A 23,565-nucleotide genomic window follows, 5' to 3' on the forward strand; every position below is an offset into this window, starting at 1 on the left:
GTCGCCATAGTAATATTTAATTCCACAAATGCAATATATATTAGAATTTAAAACCACCACAAAACCAATTGGCGAATCAATAAATTATCAAGAAATCAAACCAAAGAATGTATGAAACCATCAAGAGGGGTTGGTTGACTGTGAATACCCAAACGAGAGAACGAAAAAAGCAGGGCACTGTCGCCCCGCTTTATTGTAGATTAATGGTGAGAGCCAGAAGGGTCATACCCGAATTCTGACTGCTGGTAAATGTCCGATAGCGCTTTTGCTTTTTTCGACTTAGCGGAACGCTTTGAAACCCCTATATAGTGAACTTCTTGAGATTCTAACGCCTTCTCATGCGCTTTTGCCGAGCGAATAAACTCTGGGTCGTTTAGCGCCTCCTGACGCAGGCGATTAACACGTTCAAGGGTTTCCCACAACATAACTCACCTCCAGAAACTGTATTTATATACAGTATAAATATCCTCACCAATAATTCAAGAAAAGACTGTTTATTTAAACAGTAAGCTTTATTGCATATATGCGTTAAGCATCCACATTAGCTTTTCTTGCTCTCGAATGTAGTCACCCATCAAGGCAGCTGTACCTTCATCTTCTGCATCCTCAGCTTGAGCCAAAATAGCGCGTTGCTGAGTCAGTAACGTGCTGAAACCATGAACAAGGCCTCTCACACATTCTTTACCTGTTGTCGCATTCTGGTGTTCTTCAATATCACTCTTGGTCAAGTACTGGCTAAAGCTGTGGTCTGGCGTTGATCCAATCGTTAAAATGCGTTCCGCCAACTCATCAATTTTGGTTTGAAGATCTGTGTAGATCTCTTCAAATTTCACATGCAATTCGAAAAACTGCTGACCTTTGATGTTCCAGTGATAACCGCGGGTGTTCATGTAAAGCACTTGGTAGTGCGCTAACAACGCATTCAACTCGGCCGCCAGTGCTTGTGATTTTTCGTTGTTTAGGCCGATTAAGTTAACGTGGTTTGTCATCATGCATTCCTCATCAATTTCAATACTCTTGGGCTGTTGCCCTTCAATGACTTCACTATACCCATCACGATAAGATAGTTAAAAACGTTCATTTCTATACTTTCAATAGGAATTTCCTATCTATAGTTTTTGCCTATTTCAATGATGCCTAGATCCGATTATCCGATGTCGTTCGCTGGCGTTATTCTGGATAAAACAATTGGTTGAGGACAAGATAGTGAAGGCTCTTGTTGTTGAAGGAGGCGCAATGCGCGGCATTTTTGCTGCGGGTGTGCTCGATACATTTATTGACGATGATTACTACCCTTATGACTTTGTCATTGGCGTTTCGGCGGGTGCGTCCAATCTACTCGGCTACCTAGGTAAGCAGATGGGCCGTAGCTATCATGTCATTACTGAACTGGCCACTGACCGAGATTTTTACAACCCTAAGCGGTTTGTAAAAGGTGGTGATCTTATTGACGTGCATTGGTTGGTGTCAGAATCCGAGAAGCGCTATCCGCTAGACACACCCCAAGTATTCCAGTCGGCCCCAATGTTGGCTGTTGCCACTAATATCAATACGGGACAAGCTGACTACTACCAACTTAATCACAGCAATCTCAGCCAGATCATTGAAGCCACCAGCGCACTCCCTATAGCCTATAAAACAACGCCCTGCTTCTCTGGTGGCTGCTACACTGACGGTGGTGTCGCAGACTCCATTCCTGTGATGGAAGCGTATCGCCGCGGTGCGACGGATATTACGGTTGTCCTCTCTCACCCACTCAGCTACGAGATGCCTAAACCAAAAAGCTCTTGGGTAATCAAAAAGCTGCTACATAAATACCCGAAAATTGCCGAGGCACTAACTAAGCGAGCGGAAGGCTACAATCAAGCACTGGCGTTTATTCGCAATCCACCAGAAGGGGTTAAAGTGCGTGCAATCGCGCCACCAGAGAATTTCACCGTGAAACGATTAACAATGAAAAAACTGGCTTTAGATGAAGGTTATTTCATGGGGATCGAAGAAGGGAGAAAGCACCTAGCCAGCCGCAAAGGCGCTTATGGATTAGATGCAGAGAATTGTCATTTCTGCCTGTAAAAAAAGACCGCCGATGGCGGTCTTTTTTGGACTAAACAACAAATGCTTCGAGGGATTTGTCTGATTCGTTTTGGTCTTTCAGCTTCTGAACAGCCGTTCGTGTGTTTGACACCAGATCCGTCACTTCGCTGGATAAGGTATAGATGTTTGTCGCATTGGTGCTGATCTCTTCAACAACTAAACTTTGTTCTTCAGCGGCAGTCGCGATCTGTACGTTCATATCGTTGATCGATTGAACAGACTCATTAATAGTATTAAGACCCATCTCAACCTGCTTCATTCCACTAATCGCCTCATCCGCTTTGGTCAGGCTGACTGACATAGATTGCCCTACTTGCTCAGTACCAGTCTCCAGCTCTTCGAGAATTTTACCAATATCCGCCGTTGCGCTTTGTGTACGCTGTGCAAGCTGGCGAACTTCATCGGCAACAACAGCAAAACCTCGACCTGAGTCCCCTGCTCGTGCTGCTTCAATCGCTGCATTCAGTGCCAGCAAATTGGTTTGATCTGAAATGTCAGAAATGACGCTCAGAATTCCCTTAATGTTATCGGCAGACACATTGAGCTGTTTGACATCCTGTTCAGACTGAGCGACCTGCGCTGACAGCTCTCCGATGATGCAGCTGGCGTTTACCGCCGTCTGAACACCTTCAACCGATGCGTCGTGTGCCTGACTGGCGGCGTGAGCCGCACTTTGAGTGTTGCGCGCCATTTCCTGCGCGGTGCTGCTCATTTCATTCAATGCCGTCACAAGCTGCTCAACTTCTTGCTGCTGTTTAAGGATGGAAGCTTCAGAACGCTCCGAGTTCTCTACAGCAGTTCTGGTTGTCGAAGTCAGATCATTGGCAAACAGTTTAGAGGTTTGAATATTGTTTTGTAGCATTTCAACAAAGCCGTTAAACGCGCCCGCAATATGTGCAAATTCTTTATCGACTTTAGTTTCAAGGCGGTAAGTTAGATCTTTCTTATCACCTTCGCCCGAAATACTGTTAATGCCAGTCGTCATGTTCGATAGCGGCTTCATCAGTAGGTTGACCACGAAGCCCAACACAACAACTGAGATCATGATGACGGCCAGAAGGTACATCAACGTCTGGTCACGCATGTCATCCAGTGATTGGAAAACAATATCTTCTTTAAGTACAGAACCGATGATCCAGTCATGGCCTGTCAACGGTAGTTGCTGGACGATGTTCTTTTCACCATCAAGGGTCAGTACCTGGTCATCGCCACCCAGTTTTAGCTCAGGGTACACCTCAGACAGCTGCTTACCGTTATAGTCTTTGTTTGGGTGAGAAATGATGTTGCCGTCTTTGGTCATCAAAAACAGATAACCCGCATTCAATGGTGAAATTCGGTTAATTTTCTCACTCAATACCGCAAGGCTAACATCAAAGAAAGTGACCCCTTTAAACTCCCCTTTTACAACTACAGGCGCTGAAATGGAGATCATCTGCTGCTGAGTGTTAACATCGATATAGGGTTCAGTAATGATCAAAGAGCGATGCTGCTTGGCATCTTGATACCAAGGGCGTTCACGAGAATCCCATGTGCTGTCTGGCACCCAGCCTGGTACATTTTCAATAATACCGCCATCTTCTTCTATGCCGATACCCGTCGCGACAAACAGCTCTTTTAATTTTGTTTGTTCAATGATCTGTTCGATACTTTTAGGTGCGTATTCGTGTTCAATGGTCTGAGTGGTCGATAACGCAAGGTTTTTCCACCCATCAATATCAGATTGCACGGTATTCTCTACACCAGTCAGAACTGATTCAATGGTGTTGTGGATCTCTTTTTCTCTGTCACTATGCAAAAATGAATACTGAAAATAAGCGAGTGCAGCGAGTGAAATAACCAGTAGCGAAAGTTTGCTGATAAGTAGCTTGGCTTTAAAACTAAACACGTATACCTCTTGGCAAATAGCCTAGGCTGCGCGCTTAATCAAACTGCACTTTTCAGCCTAGTAGTATGATGACTGGCCCTCCTGGCATTCCCCGAACATCCGTATGAGCCAAGACAGTACACAAACTAAGCTGAAAAAGTTAATGATTAGTGATTAATCATAATTAACAGTGATAGCCATTATCGTTAAAATAGTAAATTATCCAAGCCTAATCAGTAAGGTAGACATAAAAACTTCTAAAAATAGCATTTCCACAAGTGATAGATAAAACCAATAAATTTTCGTGATAAATACAAGTTATCTAAAACGAAGATAGATTCAGTTCAACAGGTTTGCCCAGCCAGTAGGCAAACTCTGTATGGTCTTTTAAGTCATTATCCGTTAGCGCATGGACCAAAACCGATAACTCGCCACGAGATGTATCCAACCACGGGATAAGAGCATCGAAGTCATCCGCTGTAAACGTTACAGAAAAACTCCACATCGTATGAGGGCCGACTAATTTCTGGTTGAAGCGCCCAACAGATAAGTCAAATTCACGACTGATTTGCTCCCTCAAGTCAGAAGCGAAATCGTTGCTGTTGGCGTCAAAATAGACGTGTGCGTGGTAATCTTGATGGATATTCTTAGGATAGGTCATAACAATAAAACAAGAACGTGTTCGAATACTTCATCCTAACACGTTCCCGATATTAACTCTCAAACACTTACATTCATTACACTTGGGATTAGCCAAGCAGCCCCTGTTCCACTGCGTACTTTGCGAGTTCAGCCGTACTGTGTAAATCCAGTTTCTGTTTGATGTTCTGTCGATGGGTTTCAACGGTTCGATAGCTAATACTGAGCAGCGCTGCAATTTTTTTGCTACTGTTTCCTTCCGCAACCAGTTTGAGAACGGCTTCCTCGCGTCGGCTCAGAGGGTTAGGTTTTTGCGCAGCAGGAATCACTTCTTGAGAAAACAAGGTTTGTGTAACGGATTCGCAAAAATAGGTGGAGCCTTGGTAAACCGTTTTAATCGCCTGCACCATCCGACGGGCACAAATCTCTTTCAGCATGTAGCCAACAGCACCAGCCTGCATCACCTTCATGATGTATTCGCGGTTATCATGCATGGTCAGCATCAACACCTTAATCTCTGGCAGCTCTTCCTTGATAAGACGCGTGGCATCGATGCCGTTCATTAATGGCATACTCACATCCATCAACACAACGTCTGGAGTTAGCTCCTTAACCTTTTCAATCGCCTCCAAGCCATTGCTGGCCGAGCCAATCACCTCAATTTCTGGTTCCAGTTGGAGCCGAGCGATAAATCCATCTAAGACGACCTGGTGATCGTCCACTATCACCACTTTGATCGGTTTATCCATATATTAATCCATCTAATTTCAACAGAACGGTAATCTCTGTACCAAACCCTGGTTCGCTTTCAAGCTCAAAATCGCCGCCCAAAAACTCTACTCGCTCACGCATATTGCGTAAACCAATACCCGACTTCCTTAACGTCGAGCCTACATCAAATCCGACACCATCATCACGTATGATCAGTTGAAGCATGTCACCCAATTGCTGCAGTATCACCGTCACCTGCTTGGCTTGGGAATGCTTCTCTATATTGGTCAGTGACTCCTGTGCCACTCGGTAAAGCGTGGTCGCTACCTCTGATTTTAGCCTGCTCTGACTGGTTGACAATGAGGCCTCAACATCGACGCCAGAATGCGCTTTAAAGTCCGTCAGCAAAGTCGTCATCGCAGCCTCAAGACCGATATCATCCAGCGCACTCGGTCTTAACTGATGAGAAATATGCCTAACTTCATTAATCGCTGTCATAAGCGAATTTTGCGATTTAGCCAGATGCTGCTTTTGTGTTTCGTCATCAAGTTTAGTGCCAAGCAATTCCAAATGGCATTTGCTTGAGATCAGAAGCTGGTTAATACCATCGTGAAGCTCCCTCGCTAAATGCTTTTTCTCGTCTTCCTGAAACATCACAGTTTTATGCGCCAGCTCTTTTAAGCTCTTATCCGCCAGTCGATGCTCATGTAAATTGACCGCTAATGTCAAAACCAGAATCACCGCGACGGTCACCACAACAATCACAATAAGCGAAAAGAAGGTCGTCTCGATATTATCGTTGACCGCCAATTGGAGGTTTGCCACCTCTTCAGTGACATCTTCAATGTACAAGCCCGTACCGATCATCCAATTCCACTTGCTTAACCAAGCCGCGTAACTCAGTTTAGGAACGCTTTCTCCAGTCGATGGTTTTTGCCACAAATACTGATGAAAACCACCACCGGACTTTGCCTGCGCAAGTAAAGACTCTATTAAGTGGTTGCCGTTTTCATCCTGAATGTGTAGCAGGTTTTGCCCCACCAATTCGGGCATAATTGGGTGAACCAGATTGGTCCCGTTCTTGTCGTAAACGAAGAAGTAGCCATCAGTTCCATATTGCAGACGACTGATGATCGCTTTGACCTGCTCCTTTGCCTGATGCTCTTCGATATTAGGATCATTATAGATGTGTTCAATGGCATCAAAGGCCAAATCAACCAGATCCTTGAGCGCCGATTCTTTTGACTTAATGAGGCTGGAATGGAAGATTTTCACTTCTTTGTCACCCAGCGTTTTGGTTTGGTAGATAGCGATCCAACTTGTCAGCGCCATCACTAACAATAGCGGCAACAAGCTCAACAAAATCAACTTAGCTTTTAGAGGCATTCCTTCTCCCATACTAAAAAGCTGCCCATACGAGCAGCTTTACTTTAGCAAGAGTTGTTACATTTCTGTAATCGGGCGATCACATTCCATAGAATCCAGGGAAGACTAACAGTGATGCCAACACGAGGATCTGAATACCGATGAATGGCATCACGCCTCGGTATATGTCTCGAGTTGTCACCCCTTTCGGTGCTACACCTTTGAGATAAAACAGGCTGAAACCAAATGGTGGGGTCAGGAAGGAAGTCTGAAGGTTCATCGCAATCAAGATCGCAAACCAAGTCATGTTGATGCCCATAATCTCGGCAACAGGTGCGATGATTGGAACGATGATAAAACAGATTTCCACAAAGTCGATGAAGAAGCCCAGAACCAGAATCACTAACATAGTGATGATCAGGAAGCCCCATTTCTCACCCGGTATTTGTAGCATCCACTCTTCAACCAGGTAGTCACCACCCGTGTAAGTAAATGCCATAGAGAACGCTGTAGCACCAAGTAGAATCGCAAACACCATAGCGGTCACTTTAACCGTCTCTTTCGACGCTTCATACACCATGTTCCAGCTGAATTGCTTGTAAAGCAGAGACAGAACTATCGCACCAGCCCCACCAAGCGCAGCGGATTCTGTTGGCGTAGCAACACCAGCAAAGATGGAACCAAGTACCACTACGATAAGCGCAAGTGGCGGGATCACAGCTTTAAGCGCAGTGATGACTTCCTGCTTACGGCTTACCGATTCATCACGAGGAATTGGCTGCGCAGCTTCTGGATTCAGTTTGGCGTAAATCAGAATATAGAGAACGTAAGCGCCAACTAAAACGAGCCCCGGCCAAACTGCTGCCTGAAACAAATCCCCAACGGGTACACCTAACACATCACCAAGAAGGATTAAGACGATAGAGGGTGGAATGATTTGGCCTAACGTACCTGAGGCACAAATCGTTCCGCACGCCAGCCCTTTATCGTAGTTGTACTTGAGCATAACTGGCAGAGAGATAAGCCCCATCGCTACAACAGACGCACCAACAACGCCTGTAGACGCCGCCAGTAAAGCACCCACTAACACGGTAGAAATCGCGATACCACCGCGCACACCACCAAACAGCTTACCCATGGATTCAAGCAGCTGTTCCGCTAGGCGTGTTTTTTGAAGAACCAAACCCATGAAAACGAACAATGGCACTGCCATCAATACCGTGTTTTCCATGATGGATTGGATGCGATATGGCATGAAAGCAAACATATCCATGCCTTCGGCCCAAACGCCGAAGATCAGTGCAATACCACCAAAGGTGAACGCAACTGGGAAGCCAAGCAGCAAAGCAAACAAGGCAACAAAAAACATTACAATACCGACCATCTTTGTCTCCTTACTTTTGCTCTGTTGAGTTGGCGTAAATTAAATGCGGGTTAAAAATCTTATTGAGAGAATGAAGCAGTAATCCAACACCACTTATTGCCATAAACATAAACGACAATGGAATCATGGCTTTAATTACCCAGCGATAGGGTAAGCCACCAGGGTCACCAGACGTTTCACCTAGGGCGAAACTCTCTTTAGCGAAATCAACGCCGTACCAAGCCACCAGTAGGCAAAACGGGAAAAGAAAAACGATGGTACCGATTAAATCAATGATCGCCTGTGCTCGATGAGACAAACGCTCGTAAAAAAGGTCTACCCTGACATGGCCACCCGCTTTAATGGCATAAGGTACACCCAGAAGGAATACGGCAGAGAACAAGTGCCACTCCATTTCCTGAAATGCAATGGAAACATCGTTAAACACGTAGCGCATCACCACATCGTAAACGACATTTGCGAGCAATAAGATAAACAGGATACTCGACAGCCATCCTAGGAAATCGCCGAAGCGATTAAAGATGCGCTCTATATAGATTAGATTTCTCATTCCCTACTCCATGGAACTTTGAAATAACTCCGCTTGGCCGAAGCCTGCGGAGCTTTGTTATAGACTCTTCAAATTATAAGAGAGTTTTCTTGGGCTTCTCGTTGCCAGCTCAATCAAACTGGCAACGAATTTTTATGATTATTGTTGTGCCTGACTGTTCAGGTATGCGCGGTGCGAGATGTCAGACCAAGGACGAACTTGCTCGATGTAAGCAGCCTGAGACGCTTGGATCTCTTTTGCCATTTCATCTTTGTCAGCATGTTCTTTAAGTAGACGCTCGTTAGCTTCACGAAGTGCTATCATGACTTCCGCTGGGAAGTTTTTCACCTGCACATTTGGATATTCGGACTTGATTGACGCCCAGTTCTTACCACTTTCGTGTTTCGACTGAGTATACATATCGTAAGCCGCAGTCTTCATGGCAACCTGAAGAATCGCTTTCAGGTCTTCAGGCAGGCGGTTCCAAGTGCGCTTATTGATCAGGAATTGCAGCTCTGTACCTGGTTCATGCCAACCTGTGTAGTAGTAAGGTGCAATCTTGTGGAAACCCATACGTAGGTCAAGTGATGGCCCCACCCACTCAAGTGCATCGATAGTGCGGCGCTCAAGCGAGGTATATAGCTCACCCGGTGCGATGTTGGTTGGTTTTGCACCCAGCTCTGCCAGAATCTCACCGGCAAATCCAGGGATACGCATCTTCAGACCTTTTAGGTCATCGACAGAGTTGATTTCTTTCTGGAACCAACCACCCATCTGAGTATCTGTGTTACCTCCGGGGAAAGACATCAGGTTATGAGGTGAATAGACTTTCTCCATTAACTCCATACCGCCGCCGTAGTAAAACCAAGCGTATTGCTCTGTTGGCAGCATACCAAATGGCATCGAGGTGAAATAAAGCGTATTAGGCACTTTACCTTTCCAGTAGTAAGACGCAGAGTGCCCCATGTCATACTGGCCCGATTTCACCATATCAAACACACCCAGTGGCGCTTTGTGCTTATTTGCAGAGTCGATTCGAATCTGAAGGCGGCCATTAGACATTTCTTCCGCCATCTTCGCCATGTTTTTGGTTGCATCACCAAAGATTGGGAAGTTTGGGCCCCAAGTTTCCGCCAACTTCAAGCGGTACACTTTTTCAGCAGCATTCACTGATGTCGCAGCAACAGCTAGTGCCGCTGCCATAGCCGTACCTTTCAGTACTCGTTTCAAAGATTGTCTGATTAGACTCATGTTCACGTCCTTTGTTAGATTCAGCAACTTTCCAGTTACCTTCTGTTCCATTACAGAGTGGTTTATCTACGAGAAATAGGAAATCAGCGCGAACACGGAGAAAAATTAACAAACCCAAATATACTTCAACCTTAGAATTACGTATTACTACGTAGGATAAAGGATATAAAAATTATAATTTACTAAGATTCAAATACTTATAAAAATTGAGACACTAGAAGTTTGGAGTAATACGTAGAGAACGATGCGTGGAAGATATAGAGTAAAAGATTTTATAAATGTGACAAATGTTAAATATTGATAGATATAATGATAAATCAATAAAAAGAAGGTCCGAATGGAGAAAAACCCCGATAGGCATCGAGGTTCTTCTATTCGTCTGAAGAAGCAGAGGTGTCTGCTATTTCAAAAGAGGTCGCTAACAGTATGAATTAAACTGCTTTGTAGATAACTTTGTTACCTGCTAACTGCTCTTTTGCTACCAGGTTTTCTTCTAGTAGTTTTTTCAGTGCGCCAGTTGCCCAAGAAGCCGCTTTCGCTTCTTCCTGACCCGCCGCTAGGCCAATACCCTTAGGGTTGATGCCTTCAGCGTTAGCAACAACAATGTCTAGTACTTGTTGTTGTTTTGGAGTTAGTGCAACGCTAACTTCTTTAGCCGCAACAACTTTCTCCGCTGCTGGTGCTACAGCTACTTTCTTCTCAACTACAGGCTTAGCTTTCTTAGTTGCTTCTACATTGGCAACAGTCGCCTTAACGCGTTTTTGCAATTTCATCTGCACTTTACGCTTATGAGCAAGTCTCATCGAGTTTCTCTCCATTTCACTGCATACGGAGCAGTGGTGAAAATTTGAAGCGCGATTTATACCAAAAAAATGCGGCCATTTACAGAGTATGAGGGGCTTTATCGAGCAAAAATGCGTGATATGCTGTCATCAGGCTACAATTTAATCAGTACCAATTATGATCCTTTTCATAACTACTGAATATATAAACAGAGGTTTAAGTTATCGCCAAGGAGTCGTAAATGCAGACATTGCATCTTACCAATCAACCTATTCAGCTATCTTCACCGATTGCCAAAATCCTTGCGACTATAGCTTCTATTGTATTGATTTCTCTTGTAATGTTTTCTCCAGATTTCCAGCAGGCAGTTTTGACGCTGGTCGCTATCCTGTCTATGCTCGGATTTGGCTACCTGTTGATTCTCAAAAGCACCGTCTCCTACACATTAACAGCCACCCACTTTCAGCAGCACCTGTTCAAAGGCGGTTGGGTGGTAAAATGGAGTAATGTCAGCAAGATTGGCATCTGCCATTATGATCAAGAAGGATGGCAGCAGCCTCTGCCTTGGATCGGAATTAAACTCAAGCACTATTCACCATACCTCGATAGTATTTGCCCTCGAATCGCCACGGAGATTCTGCTTAGCCAAAGGGCCTTGCTGTATCTTGGGGCCAAACAGAGCCAGCAAGGTACCCAATTTGAGGACATAGTGTTGGATTCCAAGCCGTATAAAAATACGCAAGGCGAACAGTATTCAGGACTGCAAGCCATGCTTGCCAATAGAATGCGCTATCAGAGAAGTTACTTTGATTATGACATCTTCATTTCCGCACATGACTTAGATCGTTCTGCCGAAGAATTTGTCGGGCTTGCAAGACGCTATCTTGCCGCTGCTGAGCCGGAAGAAAAATACGAATAATGGAATGATAGGCAATATAAGAAAAGGTCGCACGAGGCGACCTTTTTCAGCAATTAATAAAGTGGCATTTCATCAGCCACAAATGGGTTGGATGCACGCTCTCTACCAAAGGTAGATTCAGGACCATGGCCCGGCACGAATCGAACATCATTACCTAGAGGCCAAAGTTTGGTTTTGATCGAGTTAATCAGAGTATCAAAGTCACCTTTGGGAAAGTCTGTACGACCGACTGAACCGTTAAATAACACATCACCGACAAAGGCAAGCTTAGCTTCTTCACTGAATAGCACCACATGACCCGGTGTATGACCCGGAGTATGGTAAACATTGAAAACTTGATTACCAAACTCTACGGTATCGCCATCATTCAACCACTTTTGCGGTTCGAATGCTTCAGTTAATGGAAAACCAAACATCTGGCTCTGCCCAGCTAAGCCTTGAAGCCAGAAGTTGTCATCTTTGTGTGGGCCAACAATTTCAATACCGCCCAGCTCAGCGGACAAAGACTCTGTGCCACCAACATGATCTAAGTGGCCATGTGTCAGAACCAAATTGACGACCTTAACACCCAACTCTTTAATCAGTGCCGCCAGTTGCTTTACGTCGCCACCGGGATCAACCACTACGCCTTCCATGGTTTCATCACACCATACAATCGAGCAGTTTTGCGAAAAAGAAGTGACAGGAACAACTTGGTACTTCAGAGACATATTGAAACCTTACTGAATATCTAAACTGGCGAAACTATGACATTTGGTAAGGTTTTTGACAACCTTGTCTTATATGAAGACGCTTACCAGTGGCGGACCGGCCCAGTATCAATGTGGACAAAATTGCTTCTAGGGTAATAGCCGACACCGCCCGCTTTAAGCTCAATCGCAGCGTCGCGGACTTTTTTCAGATTGACACCGTCAAGACGAAAATCAATCGCCTGCCCTAGCATGTGGTAGCTCTTCTTCGCCACCCCACTTGATTTTGAGCGTAACGCTGCATTGGTGGCAGGAGAGCGGTAACCAGAAATGATCTGAACTTCTGCTTCAACACCAAGCTCAGATTGAATCAGCGAAATCTGATCGAACAAGTATTTGTCCATCTCATGGACTTCATTGCGGCGGAAGTCTCGGCAAATGTTGTCAATGCGACTCAGTTCGTTTGCTACATAATCTCGCCCATCGAAGTAGCAAGATTCGAGCTCTTCCCCTGTATGGAGGTTATTAAAGGCCAATGCGCGAGGTTGATCTGGGTGAGCGGCGAAAGCAAGAGAAGGAGCGCAGCTGGCTACAACTAAGCCACTACCAGCTAACTTAATAAAATCTCTACGAGAAAAATCCACGGTGAACAGCCTTCATAAAATCGTTGATGGAAACGTGTCGAACGGCGACACTACCTAACTCTAATATGAAGTGCAAATGCATAAACCATGCTCATAGATAGATTCTGAGCATAGAAATTTGCTTACTGCTTGACCTTATTAACAAAAAACTTTGTTGTGAGAAAATGTTATTTTTTGGTCAGGCTCACCCTTTGCCGTAACTAAAACGATCCCAGCGGTATATATCGTCCCTGTAATGGATCTTGCCGCCCTCTGACCAAGCTGTTTGGTAGATGATGTGCACCGGCACACGCTGTTTGAGCGGAATCGATTTGTTTGCCGCCAACTCTTCTTCGTCCAGCGTCGACATATCCAAGCCTTGGCTCTCTAGCAAACGCGTGGCAAATTGATCCGCGTGCTCAACCCTAATGCAACCTGAACTGAATGCCCTGCTGGCCTCATCAAACAAATTTTTACTTGGTGTATCATGCAGATAGATCGCACGGCGATTAGGGGTGTTAAACTTGTATAGGCCGAGCGCATTGTTGTTTCCTGAAAGCTGCGTCATTCGATACGGAAACGCGCTGGGGCGCATGTTCTGCCAATCAATGTCCTCTGGATTAATCAACTCTTTCGATCCCCACTTAGGCACAATCGTAATATTTTGGCGAACCAGATACTCAGGATCCTCTTTCACTTTGGGGATGATATCTTCAACCATGATTTTCCATGGCACATTCCAAGTCGGATTAAGAATCAATGAATCCAGCTTAGTCGTCATCATCGGTGTTGGCCTACCCTTACGCCCTACAACCACCTTAGATTCAAACACTTCTTGGCCTGAGTACCAATACTTCATCTCAAACCCGGGCACATTCACCACAATGATGGTGTCACGTTCGATCGGCCATAACCTGCCACGTTCGGCATTGAGCGCCAGTATAGATAACCTCTCACTCGGGCTGACGTTCAACCAACGAATCGTATCGGGGCCAATAATGCCATCGTCCGTTAAACCATGAAGGCGTTGGAACTGTTTTACAGCGGTCTCTAAAGTGGCGTCATACCAATTTACATCCCGTCGTACATCTGACAAATCGACGTCGACCATTTCCATTCTGACCAACAAAACTTCTCGGTTTTTCAGTTTGTCCCCAACTTGCCTTAGCCCTCTTTGGGTGTACTTAGGCAAGTTCAGCTCTTCAAACTTCACAACGTGTAAGTAGCTGTCAATCAGCTTTTGGTAGTCGTCACTGTCTGGGGTATAGACTTCTATTAGCTCACTGAGCTGCTGATGATCTACCGCCACGGCAACGGCAATTAAATTGGTTTGGCTCAGTTTCGGTAAAGGTTTATACAGTTTGGATTCGAAGAACCAGTCATAACCAAGCAGTTTCGCTTGCTCAGCGTAGCTAATGTAGAGAAGCAAAGTGTCGGTGGCAAGAAGGTCATATTCATGCCAGCGATTACTCTTACGATAGTACTCAAGATACCTCAATTGACGGGCAAAGAGAGGGCTAAATCCTGCACTGGTGATAATTTCAAGTTGGAACTCAAGCCGAGTGCTTTGTTGAAGATCAAACCAGATCAACTGGTTGTGATTGCTCTGATAAATGTGTTCGACATCTTTGGAATATTGCAGGACCCGAAGGACATGACTGTCTGGCTCCAACCACCCAATACGCTCAAAATAGCTACTGGCCCAAGTCGGTATAGGAATAATTATCAGCAGTAATAGAAGGGGGTTAAGTCTAGCCATCTTACTCTCCAATCTAATCGCCCGAGATCAAAGTATGGCAGAGAAATAAGAGGCTAGGATGAAATGTTGATGAGAATATTAATTTTCCCAAGCTTTACAATGAAGTAAGCTAAGAAATCATCGACCAGTGGTTATCCCATTGAATTCCCGACTGAATTTTTTTCTTCTCTTCAGGTGAGTATTGCGTGATCACACCGCCAGCCCCCGAGCTAACTCGGAAAAAGCCATTCTGTACGACGACACCTGAAGCGTCTGGCAATGAGGCTAGTTCAACCATTTTTCTGGTTTGCTTAGACCAGATTCCATAGCAGTTTCCGCGAGGTGATGTGGCTAAAATCCACTCATCGGTTGCCGCAATACTCGCGATGTAATGATTAAATCTTGCCCACTGTTCAGGTTCCCCTTCCAGCGGGATCATTTGACCACCTTGAGTATGCATTGCCAAAAGAGACGGGTACTCATCAGGCTCACCACGGTACTGCTGACCGCACAGGACAGTTTTGTCACCATCATGTGCGAGATGACGAATACTCAAATGGTTATCTGGCAAAGCCACCTGCTCTGTCAGTTCACCATTGGAGTTAAGGTAGCTCAAGCTAGGCTTCATAGTTGCAATGTTGAGCGGCTGTCGGCCATTGGTATGAACGCCGCCAACACCAATTGCCAGAGAACCATCTGGCATGGCAATCACTTCATGAGGCCCAAGGCCAAAGTTGGTAAACTCTGCTACCTTGTCATAACCAGACAGCACATCGTAAACACCAATAATGCCTCGGCTGGTACCACGCTCACCCTCTGTTGCGTACAGCCACTTACCGTCGTTAGAATACACGCCATGACCATAATAGTGACGATTGGAATGGGCGGCTGAGGATTTGATCACTTCGCCAGTCACATAGTCAAAAACTACGAAAAATGTACCTGGACGACGAGCAAACGCCACCGCATGATTAAGTTTCGCGTTTGTTGCGACTCCATGTCCTCTTGCAGGAAGAAGAACTTGTCTTATCGGGTGACCAAACTCATCCGCGACTACCGCAGAGTACTTGTCTCGGCCAGATAAGGAACAACCAATCAGTGACGGCTGACCCAATGTCTCTAACGTACTCGCGCAACCGAAAGGCAGCAAAGGCATAGCAGCGCCGAACAGCGCTGCCTTGAGAAGGTTTCTTCTTGTGTTATCAGTCACCATCAGTTGCGTTAAACCCTATTACGACACCAAGTTCAATCGCCACTTCTTCGTGGATAAGATACTTCAACTGCTCCAGCTTATTGTATTGAGCGTAGGCTTTGCGATAACCCTCTTTTGTCTGCAGCATGTCAAACAAGCTTTCATCGGTCGGCCACGTTTCCAGTGCGGTATCAAATTGCTGAGCGATGCTGTCAGCGAGCTGTACTTTGCCACGCTCACGCAGCAGTTTACCCAGCCCGTTGCCACCCGCTAAGTACAACGCCTGCATCGCTTCAATGTTAGCTTTGAGATTCTGCATGGAAGTTTCCGAGCGCCAGGATTCAGCGAAATAAGGTCTTGGTTTACCAAAGTTCGCTAAAGGACGACTCATCTTTTTCATGCTGTATTCAAGCTGATTAGAAAGAAGAGAAATGTACTCAGACGTCCATGCTTTTTCATCCAGCTCAACCCAAGGGTTAGTCTGCCATGCCGTAGCAATGGTCTCAGCATTCGCAGCAGTGTTCTCTGCAATTGCAATACCGGTTTGGCAGGTAGCTTGTGATGAACTCAAAGAAGAGGCTTGGTCATACAACAGCCATTCTACCGAGCCTAGACCCTGAACCGTCACGCTCTGCTGAGAAATTTGCTCTTGCGTCCAAGTCTTGCTTTGGCCCGTCAGCGCAGTCATCTTGCGACCCGTCGTATTTTTCTTGTCTGGCCAAAACTGAATATTCCAGCTCTGCTCAAGTGCCTTTTCAGGCCCCCTTTCCTGCCCTTGCAGCGCCATCCAAGCAGTCATGGTTTGATGCCATTGAGACTTCAGTGACTCCAGTTGGGCCTCATCCGTACAGTAAGCCGCCATTTGGCTGGCCAGCTTATCCGCTTGATTTGAGAAAGTGTGTGCTGCGACAAACTCTACTTGGTAAACACCTTGGCTAGGATGAGAAGTTTGCTGGGCAACTGGTGCTGTGCTGCTAGTTGACTGGCAACCTGCCAGTACCACCATCGAGGCAGCCAGTGCTGATAAAGAAAAGATCTTCATCGTGATTCCTTACAATGAATTCAAGAAAGCGATCAATGCATCGCGCTCTTTTTGATTGAATTTGAGAACGGTTTGTTTCGCGGGCTCAGCTTCACCGCCATGCCACAACACCGCTTCCATCAGGTTACGTGCTCGGCCATCATGAAGGAAATAGGTATGGCCGTTGACTTCTTCGGTGTAACCGATGCCCCATAATGGCGCAGTTCGCCACTCGCGTCCATTCGCTAAATACTCGGGCCTATTATCTGCAAGTCCTTCACCCATATCATGAAGCAGCAAATCGGTGTAAGGATGAATTTTCTGATTCGATAAAGCTGGCAGGCCTTCTCGCTTCATAGTTCTGGCTTCGCTCTTATGGCAGCTATCACAACCTGATTTGGCAAATAAGTTCTGGCCGAGTTTAACTTCCGGATCATTGATATTACGACGAATCGGTACGGCTAAGTGCTGAGAGTAGAATTCAACGAAATCGAGAATGTTGTCGCTCACTTCAGGCGCTCCGCCATTCGGCAATTCAGCACAAATCGATTGCTTTGATGTACAGTTCTCATGTGGGAACAAGTTGCTGGTTAGGCCAACGTCACCATTAAATGCGGCGGCGTTTTGCTGCATGAGTGTCGGTTGCCCGGACTTCCAGCCAAAGCGACCAATGGCGAAATCATTCTTCTGTACATCCCAGACTTTGTTTACCTTGCCTGAGATACCATCGCCATTGGCATCATTTTCATCTGCCCAAGTTTGCAGCGTTTCATCAGAAATACTTTCTAATAGCCCCAAACCAATCATTGGCGGAGCAACACGTGCAGAAAACTGGGTATCTGGGTGCATCTCGCCATAACCTAAATCGGTTATTTTCAGGTTGGGCTTACGTAGCACTACTTTTGTACCGTCGGTAAAGGTCACTGGTACATCTGTGTATGTAATGTTGATCTGTCCTTCAGGAGTTTGATCCTGAAGTGAAAAGTCTTGTAGCTGACCACCATACGTAGGTTCTGGAATGACACCATCTTTGATGAAAGCTTTTTTCTGCTCTGGTGTCATCGCAGGAATGCTCAAACGCACCAGCATGGAAACGGCATGAATGTCCCCTTCTTCTGGTGGGTGGCCACGGCCATCTTTAATATGGCAGTTTTGACAACCATTGGTATTGAAAAGAGGCCCTAAGCCGTCACGGGCATCGGTAGAAGCCGGCGCTTGTACCCATGGGTTACGGAAAAAACTGTTACCAACACTGAAATCCAGTCGCTTGGACATTGGCAGGTTTCCAGCAGGCAAAGAGTATGCATTTGCGCCCTCTTTCTTAACCGCCGTACCGCCGCCAGATTTCATTTCATAACCAGAAACAGAAGCACTCACCAGTATTAGAGAGGCTAATATGGACTTTTTATACAACTTCATACCAATAGTTCTCGGGTAAAGACCAACACTTTGTTAAGAAATATTCTCATTAAAAGTGTGGTTATAGAAACAGCAAAAGGGCTCACTAAGAGCCCTTAAAATTATTTAATTATTTTTAGAATTCGTGGTCAGCTGTATCTGGGTTCAGGCTGTTGATACCAACGATTTTCGCCGCACGTTCGATAGATGAAGTCTGAGCAACTAGAGACATGATTGTCTCGTTTACTAGTGCGTTACCTTGCGCGTTACCTGCTGCAATTAGCTGGTCAAAGTACTGACCGTTCTTTTCAGCAGAAGTTACAAGTTGACCTACTTGAGAGCGTGTTACGTCGAACTGCTTCTGGATCTCTTTCGCCGCCGCTTTGTCTTTCTGAGCTACAAGATCTGCGATGCTAGGCCCAGATAGAAGCGTACCGTCTTCACGTTTGTACAGACCAGTGTATACGTTGTAGATACCCTGCTCGTTGTAGTAGTGAGAGTTGTGCGTGTTGTCAGAGAAACAATCGTGCTCATCTTCAGTAGAGTTTGCTTCTAGAGCGACTTTCATACGCTCACCAGCAAGCTCACCCAGAGATAGAGAGCCCATGCCGAATAGCATTTTGCGAAGGCCGTTGTCCGCAGAGTCGTTCAGAAGTTCTTCACGGTAGTTACCTTTTACATCTGAAGACCACTGTTTCTCCATCCACTGTAGATCTTGAACCAGTAGATCAGCAGCAGCTTTTAGGTACTCACCACGACGGTCACAGTTGCCGTTAGTACAACCTTTACCAACAACGAAGTCAGTGTAAGCACGCTCACCAGCACCAGCGTTAGTACCGTTTAGGTCTTGACCCCATAGCAGGAATTCGATCGCGTGGTAACCTGATGCAACGTTAGCTTCAGAGCCACCTACTTCGTTCAGATCAGCAATCGCTTCTGGAGTCAGCTGAGCAACGTCAAGTTTAGTTGCGCCAATCGTTAGTTGCTTATTTGCAACGATATTTGCGCTCGCGCCTTCGTTACCTAGCTCATATTGGTAATCCGTAGATACATAGTCGATAAGGCCTTCATCAAGAGGCCATGCGTTCAATTGGCCTTCCCAATCATCAACAACCGCGTTACCGAAACGGAATACTTCAGACTGTTGGTATGGTACGCGAGAGTCAAGCCAAGCTTGTTTAACTTCGGCAAGCTTTGCTTCAGATGGAGCAGCAAGGAAAGATTCGATAGATTGGTCTAGTGTCTTAGCAGTTGTTAGTGCATCGGCAAATACAGCGTGAGCAACATCTGCGTAGTGTTCTACCACTTGCTCTTTTGTCACGTTCGCTGCAAAAACAGAACTGCTAGCAAGAACGAGAGAAGTTGCAACAGAGCGCGCTAAAAGTGATTTTACATTCATTGAAAAGCATCCTTGTTGAGCTTAATAATTATTCTGCATAATAAGTGCTAATTATTCTCATTTACACTTATAGACGCAGATAATACAAACTTACATTTTTTTTGCAAGGGTTATACAAAAAAGCCTCACAAAAGTGAGGCTTTTATCAACATAGGCTGCTATTGGGCTAGAGCTTAAGATCGTGTTTTCCGTGTGACACCTTGGCTTTAAGATATCCTTCGTTACCATCTTTAATATGCGCAGAGGTGTTGACAGTATCTTCGATTTCAACGCCATGTTCTTTCAGTTCACGGATCTTCTTCGGATTATTCGTGATTAAACGGATCTTACTAACATCCAACGCTTTAAGCATTTGCGCCGCTTCCGTAAAATCACGCAAGTCATCACCAAAGCCTAAATGGTTGTTCGCTTCATAGGTATTCAGACCTTCACTTTGTAATTTGTACGCGTCAATCTTGTTGTAAAGGCCGATACCACGACCTTCCTGGCGCAAGTAAAGAATAATCCCGCCTGATTCACCCATTTTATTAATCGTCTCATCCAACTGTTCACCACAATCGCATCGAGAAGAATGGAAAACATCACCTGTCAGGCATTCTGAGTGCAAGCGAACTAAAGGGCTGGACTGAGTCTTGTCGGCTTGTTTGAAAATGATGGCTACATGCTCTTTGTCGGTCTTGAGTCCTTTAAAAGAAAGAAGCTCCGCTTCTATATCACTGTTTTTACCGACTTTAAAATCTACTCTGGCTCTAACTTCCGCCATATCCCTACTCACTTGAATCTTGCTATCTTCTATTTCTATCATTTTAGAAATCTCTTATGTATCTAACTATGGGGATTGATATCCGAGAAATCAATGGTCAGATCACTTTTTGTTATAATATAACAATTTATATTTAAGACAATAAAAAACCTCAACGAATTTACTTCGTGAGGTTCTTTATGAAACTGGTCAGATAATAGAATTTAGTGGTTCTGTTTTTTCTTCCACATAGAGAGCTCAATCCAAAGAGCTTCGAGTACCTGAAGCTCTTCTTCAGTTAACAGAGAAAGCGTTGGTTTAGTTTGTGGCAAAGAATAAGCTTGCAGCGAGCTTATTTGAGCATAAAAATCTTTGCGTAATTGAGATATATTTGTATCCACTACTATTCCCTAAGTCTCTATCTATAAACCGATATAAAATGGTGACTCAAACCATTTGTCTCAAAAATGATAGCAAATTACATAAATTGCGCAAAGATATGAAGCATTTTTGAGCATTAAATCACATTTTATTCATCGGTATAATCTTTACAATTCAACAAATTACTTGATCAAAATTGATCTTTCAAAACAGTTCTACGTCATCCAAATGATCATTATCACCAGGTTCAGTTGCTCCGAGTATAAGATCTTCATAGCACTCGATTCGATTCCTACCATGTTCTTTTGCACTGTAGAGTGCCGTATCAGCATGACCTAAAATTGTCGGCAAATACTCGTGTCTGGAGATCGCACAGACTCCGCAGCTAAACGTCATATTATTTACTTGTGGAAAGCGAAATGACTCAATGTGTCTGCGAAATAACTCCAGCTCTTTTAGCACTTGTTTCTTTTCCTGAGGTGGCAGTAGCACGACAAACTCCTCACCACCAAATCGAAACAATTGCTCTGAACCAGAAAAGAAATTCTGTAGCTGCTGAGAAAACATTAATAGCACTTCATCGCCAATCATATGTCCATAGGTATCATTGACGCTCTTAAACAAGTCGAGATCAATGATAGCGACCCAGGCATACAAACCTGAATCTTGATTAACAGACAAATTAAAACAATGTGATAGGCGTTCTTCGAGTGTTTTTCGATTGAGCAGCCCGGTCAGCTTATCCCGTTCACTCTCATGCAACACCATCAAATAGTTGCGATATATCTTGGCAAAGCCATCGATCAATAGCTCAAACTTTGCTGGGTCAGCCTCGGTTTCAATTTGCAACAATGCCGAGCTCTCTTCAGAAATCGGGATTGGATAACGGCATACATAACTCGACGTTTGTGGTTTTGTAACGTTAAATGCGCTTTCTTTATGATCATGTATGTAACACTGCTCTGGCGCCTGATCGTATGTCCATTGATATTCTTCTTGTTTGCTATTTCTGAATACTTTGGCGACAACAATGGATGTGTTGGATAGGTAATGGGTAAGGCTAATGGACTCAATGGGCATCATTTCAAGTAGAGTTGCAACCAGACAATGGCCAAGAGAGAGCGAGTTTCTTTGCTCAGTGATTTCGACAACAGAGTTCAGAATCTTAGCTTCCATCCACCGATCCTAAATAGACTTAGTTCGTTAAATCACATTATAGACGTTAATACTATGGCGTGCGTTTTATTGCATATACTTAAAGCTGAGGGACAATAACCTAACACGAAAAGGAGAAAACTATGTTCCTAGTCAGATTGGTTTACACGAGCACAATAACAAAAGGGATTACAGATTCCGATATTCAGAATATTCTTGATGTGGCGAGAAAAAACAACTCTCTGGTTGACGTAACAGGTTTGCTTCTATTTAACCGTAATTACTTTTTGCAATGCCTCGAAGGTTCGAGAGCTCAAGTCAATAAAATTTACCACCAGATTCTAAACGACCCAAGGCATGAAAACATATTGCTGCTAGATTATTCAGAGGTTGCTGAACGCGAATTTAGTGACTGGAGCATGGGTTATATTCCCGAGATGAACTCAACTATGCCTGTGAATCTCAAATACTCCACTAGTTCAAAGTTCGATCCTTACAATATGTCTGGTCATAGTGCACATAAACTTCTGCTCAACTTGCGTAATGTGGTCACCATTGTCTGATGAAAAACATTAAAAAAAGCAGCCTTTACGGCTGCTCTTTTTAATCTCGATGTCCGAGTTTAACGTTACCTTCGGAGTCGAACCACAAGGCTTCTTTTCGTCTTCGACCAATTAGAATTGGGCCATCATCGTAAAACAAAAAGTTCTTCCAGTGCTTCTTAAATACACTCCATTTGGTTTCAATAACATTGTATTTTTCATAACAAAAATAAACAGTTACGTCATCTTGCCAATCGATAAACTCAGCTACTCCCTCAGGCAACGCCTCTTCATCAGCTTCCCAGGCAGCCATCCAATCCAAACTCTCTTTCCAATTAGAGTCTTTCATTGGCCAGTCACCTGAACTCAAGCGTTCTGCATCTGGGCTTTGAGCACTGATGTTCTCTTTCCAAAGCTGCGCCGCTCTGGCCTGAGTCATTGGCTTTATCTGTGCTAAATCCTGCTCAGGAACAGGCATAGACTGGTGAGTGAAAATCCATTTTCTTTGGTATTCATCCAAAGTGAGATACGACATTCATTTTCCTCGTTATGGCATCTTCAGGCTTTTAGCCATCCTTTCTGGGTTGCTTCTTCAATCACTTGTTGAGCCTTATCCCACAAAGCTTGTGAGCCATATTCTATTTTTCTATTCACCGTCAGAGCTTGCTCACGAGTCACTCCGTGCTCCTGCCAACTCTGACCATTGTTGTGATAATTAAGCAACATAGGAATGATCCTATCAAGTGCTTTACCAAATTTGGCGTCTGCCGATTCTGCTCGCTCAAACTCTAGCCATAACTCAAGCAGCTCTTTTCCCTGCTCTTCAGGCAACATCGCGAATAATCGCTGAGCAGCAGCAAGCTCTTTTTCTTCTTGTACTGCTGACGCGGCAACATCGTAAACAAAGGTGTCGCCAGCATCGATTTCGACAATGTCATGCAGTAACAACATTTTTACGACACGAGCAATATCCACCGGCTCATTGGCGTGTTCTTCCATTAGAATCGCCATTAGAGCAACATGCCAACTGTGCTCTGCACTGTTTTCAAGACGGCCATCTGCACTTTTGACTCGAGTACGTCTCAAAACAGATTTCAGTTGATCCAGCTCCATCAATAAAGCCAATTGTTGCTCTAATCTACTCAT

General features: G+C 44.7%; 25 protein-coding genes. 3 read left to right on the forward strand and 22 right to left on the reverse strand.

Features of this window, described 5'->3' with window-relative positions; genetic code table 11:
* Positions 1-200: 200 nt before the first annotated feature.
* Together QMA41_RS03680 and QMA41_RS03685 are read right to left on the reverse strand one after the other, a co-directional pair.
* Positions 201-425 (reverse strand): hypothetical protein, encoded by a 225-nt coding sequence (locus QMA41_RS03680; protein ID WP_281628880.1) that lies wholly within the window; start codon positions 423-425, stop codon positions 201-203.
* A gap of 87 nt (positions 426-512) precedes the next feature.
* Positions 513-989, reverse strand: a complete 477-nt coding sequence (locus QMA41_RS03685; protein ID WP_281629162.1) for a Dps family protein — start codon at positions 987-989, stop codon at positions 513-515.
* A 217-nt stretch (positions 990-1,206) separates the two neighbouring features.
* Here QMA41_RS03685 and QMA41_RS03690 point away from each other — a divergent pair, with 217 nt between their 5' ends.
* Positions 1,207-2,073, forward strand: coding sequence for a patatin family protein (locus QMA41_RS03690; RefSeq protein WP_281628881.1), 867 nt, complete (start codon positions 1,207-1,209; stop codon positions 2,071-2,073).
* Between the two features lie 31 nt (positions 2,074-2,104).
* Here QMA41_RS03690 and QMA41_RS03695 read toward each other — a convergent pair whose 3' ends face one another.
* From QMA41_RS03695 to QMA41_RS03730, 8 genes are all read right to left on the reverse strand, one after another.
* Complete coding sequence (locus QMA41_RS03695; protein WP_281628882.1) at positions 2,105-3,979, reverse strand: methyl-accepting chemotaxis protein; 1,875 nt, start codon at positions 3,977-3,979, stop codon at positions 2,105-2,107.
* Between the two features lie 301 nt (positions 3,980-4,280).
* Entirely contained in the window at positions 4,281-4,619 is a 339-nt protein-coding gene (locus QMA41_RS03700) for a DOPA 4,5-dioxygenase family protein (RefSeq protein WP_281628883.1), read from the reverse strand.
* 88 nt (positions 4,620-4,707) lie between these two features.
* Complete coding sequence (locus tag QMA41_RS03705) at positions 4,708-5,346, reverse strand: response regulator transcription factor (protein ID WP_006958851.1); 639 nt, start codon at positions 5,344-5,346, stop codon at positions 4,708-4,710.
* The gene (locus tag QMA41_RS03710) at positions 5,339-6,694 is read right to left on the reverse strand and encodes a cache domain-containing protein (protein WP_006958852.1); all 1,356 of its coding nucleotides are present in this window, start codon (positions 6,692-6,694) and stop codon (positions 5,339-5,341) included. Before QMA41_RS03710 ends, QMA41_RS03705 begins: the two co-directional genes overlap by 8 nt.
* A 79-nt stretch (positions 6,695-6,773) precedes the next feature.
* Positions 6,774-8,057 carry a TRAP transporter large permease subunit gene (locus QMA41_RS03715; RefSeq protein ID WP_006958853.1) on the reverse strand — a complete coding sequence of 428 codons (1,284 nt, stop codon included), beginning with the start codon at positions 8,055-8,057 and terminating at the stop codon, positions 6,774-6,776.
* 10 nt (positions 8,058-8,067) lie between these two features.
* Positions 8,068-8,607, reverse strand: a complete 540-nt coding sequence (locus tag QMA41_RS03720; RefSeq protein ID WP_006958854.1) for a TRAP transporter small permease subunit — start codon at positions 8,605-8,607, stop codon at positions 8,068-8,070.
* A 138-nt stretch (positions 8,608-8,745) separates the two neighbouring features.
* Positions 8,746-9,837 (reverse strand): TRAP transporter substrate-binding protein, encoded by a 1,092-nt coding sequence (locus tag QMA41_RS03725; RefSeq protein ID WP_281628884.1) that lies wholly within the window; start codon positions 9,835-9,837, stop codon positions 8,746-8,748.
* 431 nt (positions 9,838-10,268) lie between these two features.
* Positions 10,269-10,640 carry a hypothetical protein gene (locus tag QMA41_RS03730; RefSeq protein WP_021457472.1) on the reverse strand — a complete coding sequence of 124 codons (372 nt, stop codon included), beginning with the start codon at positions 10,638-10,640 and terminating at the stop codon, positions 10,269-10,271.
* 221 nt (positions 10,641-10,861) lie between these two features.
* Between QMA41_RS03730 and QMA41_RS03735 the strand changes: the two genes are divergently transcribed.
* Positions 10,862-11,539 carry a DUF2982 domain-containing protein gene (locus QMA41_RS03735; protein ID WP_281628885.1) on the forward strand — a complete coding sequence of 226 codons (678 nt, stop codon included), beginning with the start codon at positions 10,862-10,864 and terminating at the stop codon, positions 11,537-11,539.
* Positions 11,540-11,592: 53 nt separating this feature from the next.
* On the opposite strand, the gene QMA41_RS03740 is transcribed toward QMA41_RS03735, so the two are convergent.
* From QMA41_RS03740 to QMA41_RS03785, 10 genes are all read right to left on the reverse strand, one after another.
* Positions 11,593-12,249: an MBL fold metallo-hydrolase gene (locus tag QMA41_RS03740; protein WP_281628886.1), complete on the reverse strand. Its 657-nt coding sequence runs from the start codon at positions 12,247-12,249 to the stop codon at positions 11,593-11,595.
* 83 nt (positions 12,250-12,332) lie between these two features.
* A complete protein-coding gene (locus QMA41_RS03745; protein ID WP_006958859.1) occupies positions 12,333-12,872 on the reverse strand; it encodes a YcbK family protein in 540 nt (179 codons plus the stop codon).
* Positions 12,873-13,056: 184 nt separating this feature from the next.
* Entirely contained in the window at positions 13,057-14,610 is a 1,554-nt protein-coding gene (locus QMA41_RS03750) for a L,D-transpeptidase family protein (RefSeq protein ID WP_281628887.1), read from the reverse strand.
* Positions 14,611-14,719: 109 nt separating this feature from the next.
* Positions 14,720-15,802 carry a DUF1513 domain-containing protein gene (locus QMA41_RS03755; RefSeq protein WP_281628888.1) on the reverse strand — a complete coding sequence of 361 codons (1,083 nt, stop codon included), beginning with the start codon at positions 15,800-15,802 and terminating at the stop codon, positions 14,720-14,722.
* Positions 15,792-16,823: an imelysin family protein gene (locus tag QMA41_RS03760; RefSeq protein ID WP_281628889.1), complete on the reverse strand. Its 1,032-nt coding sequence runs from the start codon at positions 16,821-16,823 to the stop codon at positions 15,792-15,794. Before QMA41_RS03760 ends, QMA41_RS03755 begins: the two co-directional genes overlap by 11 nt.
* A gap of 9 nt (positions 16,824-16,832) precedes the next feature.
* The gene (locus tag QMA41_RS03765) at positions 16,833-18,221 is read right to left on the reverse strand and encodes a di-heme oxidoredictase family protein (RefSeq protein ID WP_281628890.1); all 1,389 of its coding nucleotides are present in this window, start codon (positions 18,219-18,221) and stop codon (positions 16,833-16,835) included.
* Between the two features lie 115 nt (positions 18,222-18,336).
* Positions 18,337-19,599: an imelysin family protein gene (locus QMA41_RS03770; protein ID WP_006958864.1), complete on the reverse strand. Its 1,263-nt coding sequence runs from the start codon at positions 19,597-19,599 to the stop codon at positions 18,337-18,339.
* 166 nt (positions 19,600-19,765) lie between these two features.
* Complete coding sequence (ribA, locus tag QMA41_RS03775) at positions 19,766-20,404, reverse strand: GTP cyclohydrolase II (RefSeq protein ID WP_281628891.1); 639 nt, start codon at positions 20,402-20,404, stop codon at positions 19,766-19,768.
* A 161-nt stretch (positions 20,405-20,565) separates the two neighbouring features.
* On the reverse strand, positions 20,566-20,742 hold the full coding sequence (locus tag QMA41_RS03780) for a hypothetical protein (protein ID WP_006958866.1): 177 nt from the start codon (positions 20,740-20,742) through the stop codon (positions 20,566-20,568).
* A gap of 184 nt (positions 20,743-20,926) precedes the next feature.
* Positions 20,927-21,898: a GGDEF domain-containing protein gene (locus QMA41_RS03785; RefSeq protein WP_281628892.1), complete on the reverse strand. Its 972-nt coding sequence runs from the start codon at positions 21,896-21,898 to the stop codon at positions 20,927-20,929.
* 122 nt (positions 21,899-22,020) lie between these two features.
* On the opposite strand from QMA41_RS03785, the gene QMA41_RS03790 reads away from it, so the two are divergent.
* Positions 22,021-22,440 (forward strand): BLUF domain-containing protein, encoded by a 420-nt coding sequence (locus QMA41_RS03790; protein ID WP_006958871.1) that lies wholly within the window; start codon positions 22,021-22,023, stop codon positions 22,438-22,440.
* Between the two features lie 40 nt (positions 22,441-22,480).
* Here QMA41_RS03790 and QMA41_RS03795 read toward each other — a convergent pair whose 3' ends face one another.
* Together QMA41_RS03795 and QMA41_RS03800 are read right to left on the reverse strand one after the other, a co-directional pair.
* Positions 22,481-22,954: a DUF2947 domain-containing protein gene (locus QMA41_RS03795; protein WP_006958872.1), complete on the reverse strand. Its 474-nt coding sequence runs from the start codon at positions 22,952-22,954 to the stop codon at positions 22,481-22,483.
* Between the two features lie 23 nt (positions 22,955-22,977).
* A complete protein-coding gene (locus QMA41_RS03800) occupies positions 22,978-23,565 on the reverse strand; it encodes an HD domain-containing protein (RefSeq protein ID WP_038162551.1) in 588 nt (195 codons plus the stop codon).

This window comes from Vibrio sp. St2, assembly GCF_947311885.1.
Taxonomy (GTDB): domain Bacteria; phylum Pseudomonadota; class Gammaproteobacteria; order Enterobacterales; family Vibrionaceae; genus Vibrio; species Vibrio coralliilyticus.

What these genes read in the sequence shown, in the direction of transcription:
- QMA41_RS03680 (WP_281628880.1), bottom strand. Translation starts at nt 425, where the DNA reads ATGTTGTGGGAAACCCTTGAACGTGTTAATCGCCTGCGTCAGGAGGCG.
- QMA41_RS03685 (WP_281629162.1), bottom strand. Translation starts at nt 989, where the DNA reads ATGACAAACCACGTTAACTTAATCGGCCTAAACAACGAAAAATCACAA.
- QMA41_RS03700 (WP_281628883.1), bottom strand. Translation starts at nt 4,619, where the DNA reads ATGACCTATCCTAAGAATATCCATCAAGATTACCACGCACACGTCTAT.
- QMA41_RS03705 (WP_006958851.1), bottom strand. Translation starts at nt 5,346, where the DNA reads ATGGATAAACCGATCAAAGTGGTGATAGTGGACGATCACCAGGTCGTC.
- QMA41_RS03710 (WP_006958852.1), bottom strand. Translation starts at nt 6,694, where the DNA reads ATGCCTCTAAAAGCTAAGTTGATTTTGTTGAGCTTGTTGCCGCTATTG.
- QMA41_RS03715 (WP_006958853.1), bottom strand. Translation starts at nt 8,057, where the DNA reads ATGGTCGGTATTGTAATGTTTTTTGTTGCCTTGTTTGCTTTGCTGCTT.
- QMA41_RS03720 (WP_006958854.1), bottom strand. Translation starts at nt 8,607, where the DNA reads ATGAGAAATCTAATCTATATAGAGCGCATCTTTAATCGCTTCGGCGAT.
- QMA41_RS03725 (WP_281628884.1), bottom strand. Translation starts at nt 9,837, where the DNA reads ATGAGTCTAATCAGACAATCTTTGAAACGAGTACTGAAAGGTACGGCT.
- QMA41_RS03730 (WP_021457472.1), bottom strand. Translation starts at nt 10,640, where the DNA reads ATGAGACTTGCTCATAAGCGTAAAGTGCAGATGAAATTGCAAAAACGC.
- QMA41_RS03735 (WP_281628885.1), top strand. Translation starts at nt 10,862, where the DNA reads ATGCAGACATTGCATCTTACCAATCAACCTATTCAGCTATCTTCACCG.
- QMA41_RS03740 (WP_281628886.1), bottom strand. Translation starts at nt 12,249, where the DNA reads ATGTCTCTGAAGTACCAAGTTGTTCCTGTCACTTCTTTTTCGCAAAAC.
- QMA41_RS03750 (WP_281628887.1), bottom strand. Translation starts at nt 14,610, where the DNA reads ATGGCTAGACTTAACCCCCTTCTATTACTGCTGATAATTATTCCTATA.
- QMA41_RS03755 (WP_281628888.1), bottom strand. Translation starts at nt 15,802, where the DNA reads ATGGTGACTGATAACACAAGAAGAAACCTTCTCAAGGCAGCGCTGTTC.
- QMA41_RS03760 (WP_281628889.1), bottom strand. Translation starts at nt 16,823, where the DNA reads ATGAAGATCTTTTCTTTATCAGCACTGGCTGCCTCGATGGTGGTACTG.
- QMA41_RS03765 (WP_281628890.1), bottom strand. Translation starts at nt 18,221, where the DNA reads ATGAAGTTGTATAAAAAGTCCATATTAGCCTCTCTAATACTGGTGAGT.
- QMA41_RS03770 (WP_006958864.1), bottom strand. Translation starts at nt 19,599, where the DNA reads ATGAATGTAAAATCACTTTTAGCGCGCTCTGTTGCAACTTCTCTCGTT.
- ribA (WP_281628891.1), bottom strand. Translation starts at nt 20,404, where the DNA reads ATGATAGAAATAGAAGATAGCAAGATTCAAGTGAGTAGGGATATGGCG.
- QMA41_RS03785 (WP_281628892.1), bottom strand. Translation starts at nt 21,898, where the DNA reads ATGGAAGCTAAGATTCTGAACTCTGTTGTCGAAATCACTGAGCAAAGA.
- QMA41_RS03790 (WP_006958871.1), top strand. Translation starts at nt 22,021, where the DNA reads ATGTTCCTAGTCAGATTGGTTTACACGAGCACAATAACAAAAGGGATT.
- QMA41_RS03795 (WP_006958872.1), bottom strand. Translation starts at nt 22,954, where the DNA reads ATGTCGTATCTCACTTTGGATGAATACCAAAGAAAATGGATTTTCACT.
- QMA41_RS03800 (WP_038162551.1), bottom strand. Translation starts at nt 23,565, where the DNA reads ATGAGTAGATTAGAGCAACAATTGGCTTTATTGATGGAGCTGGATCAA.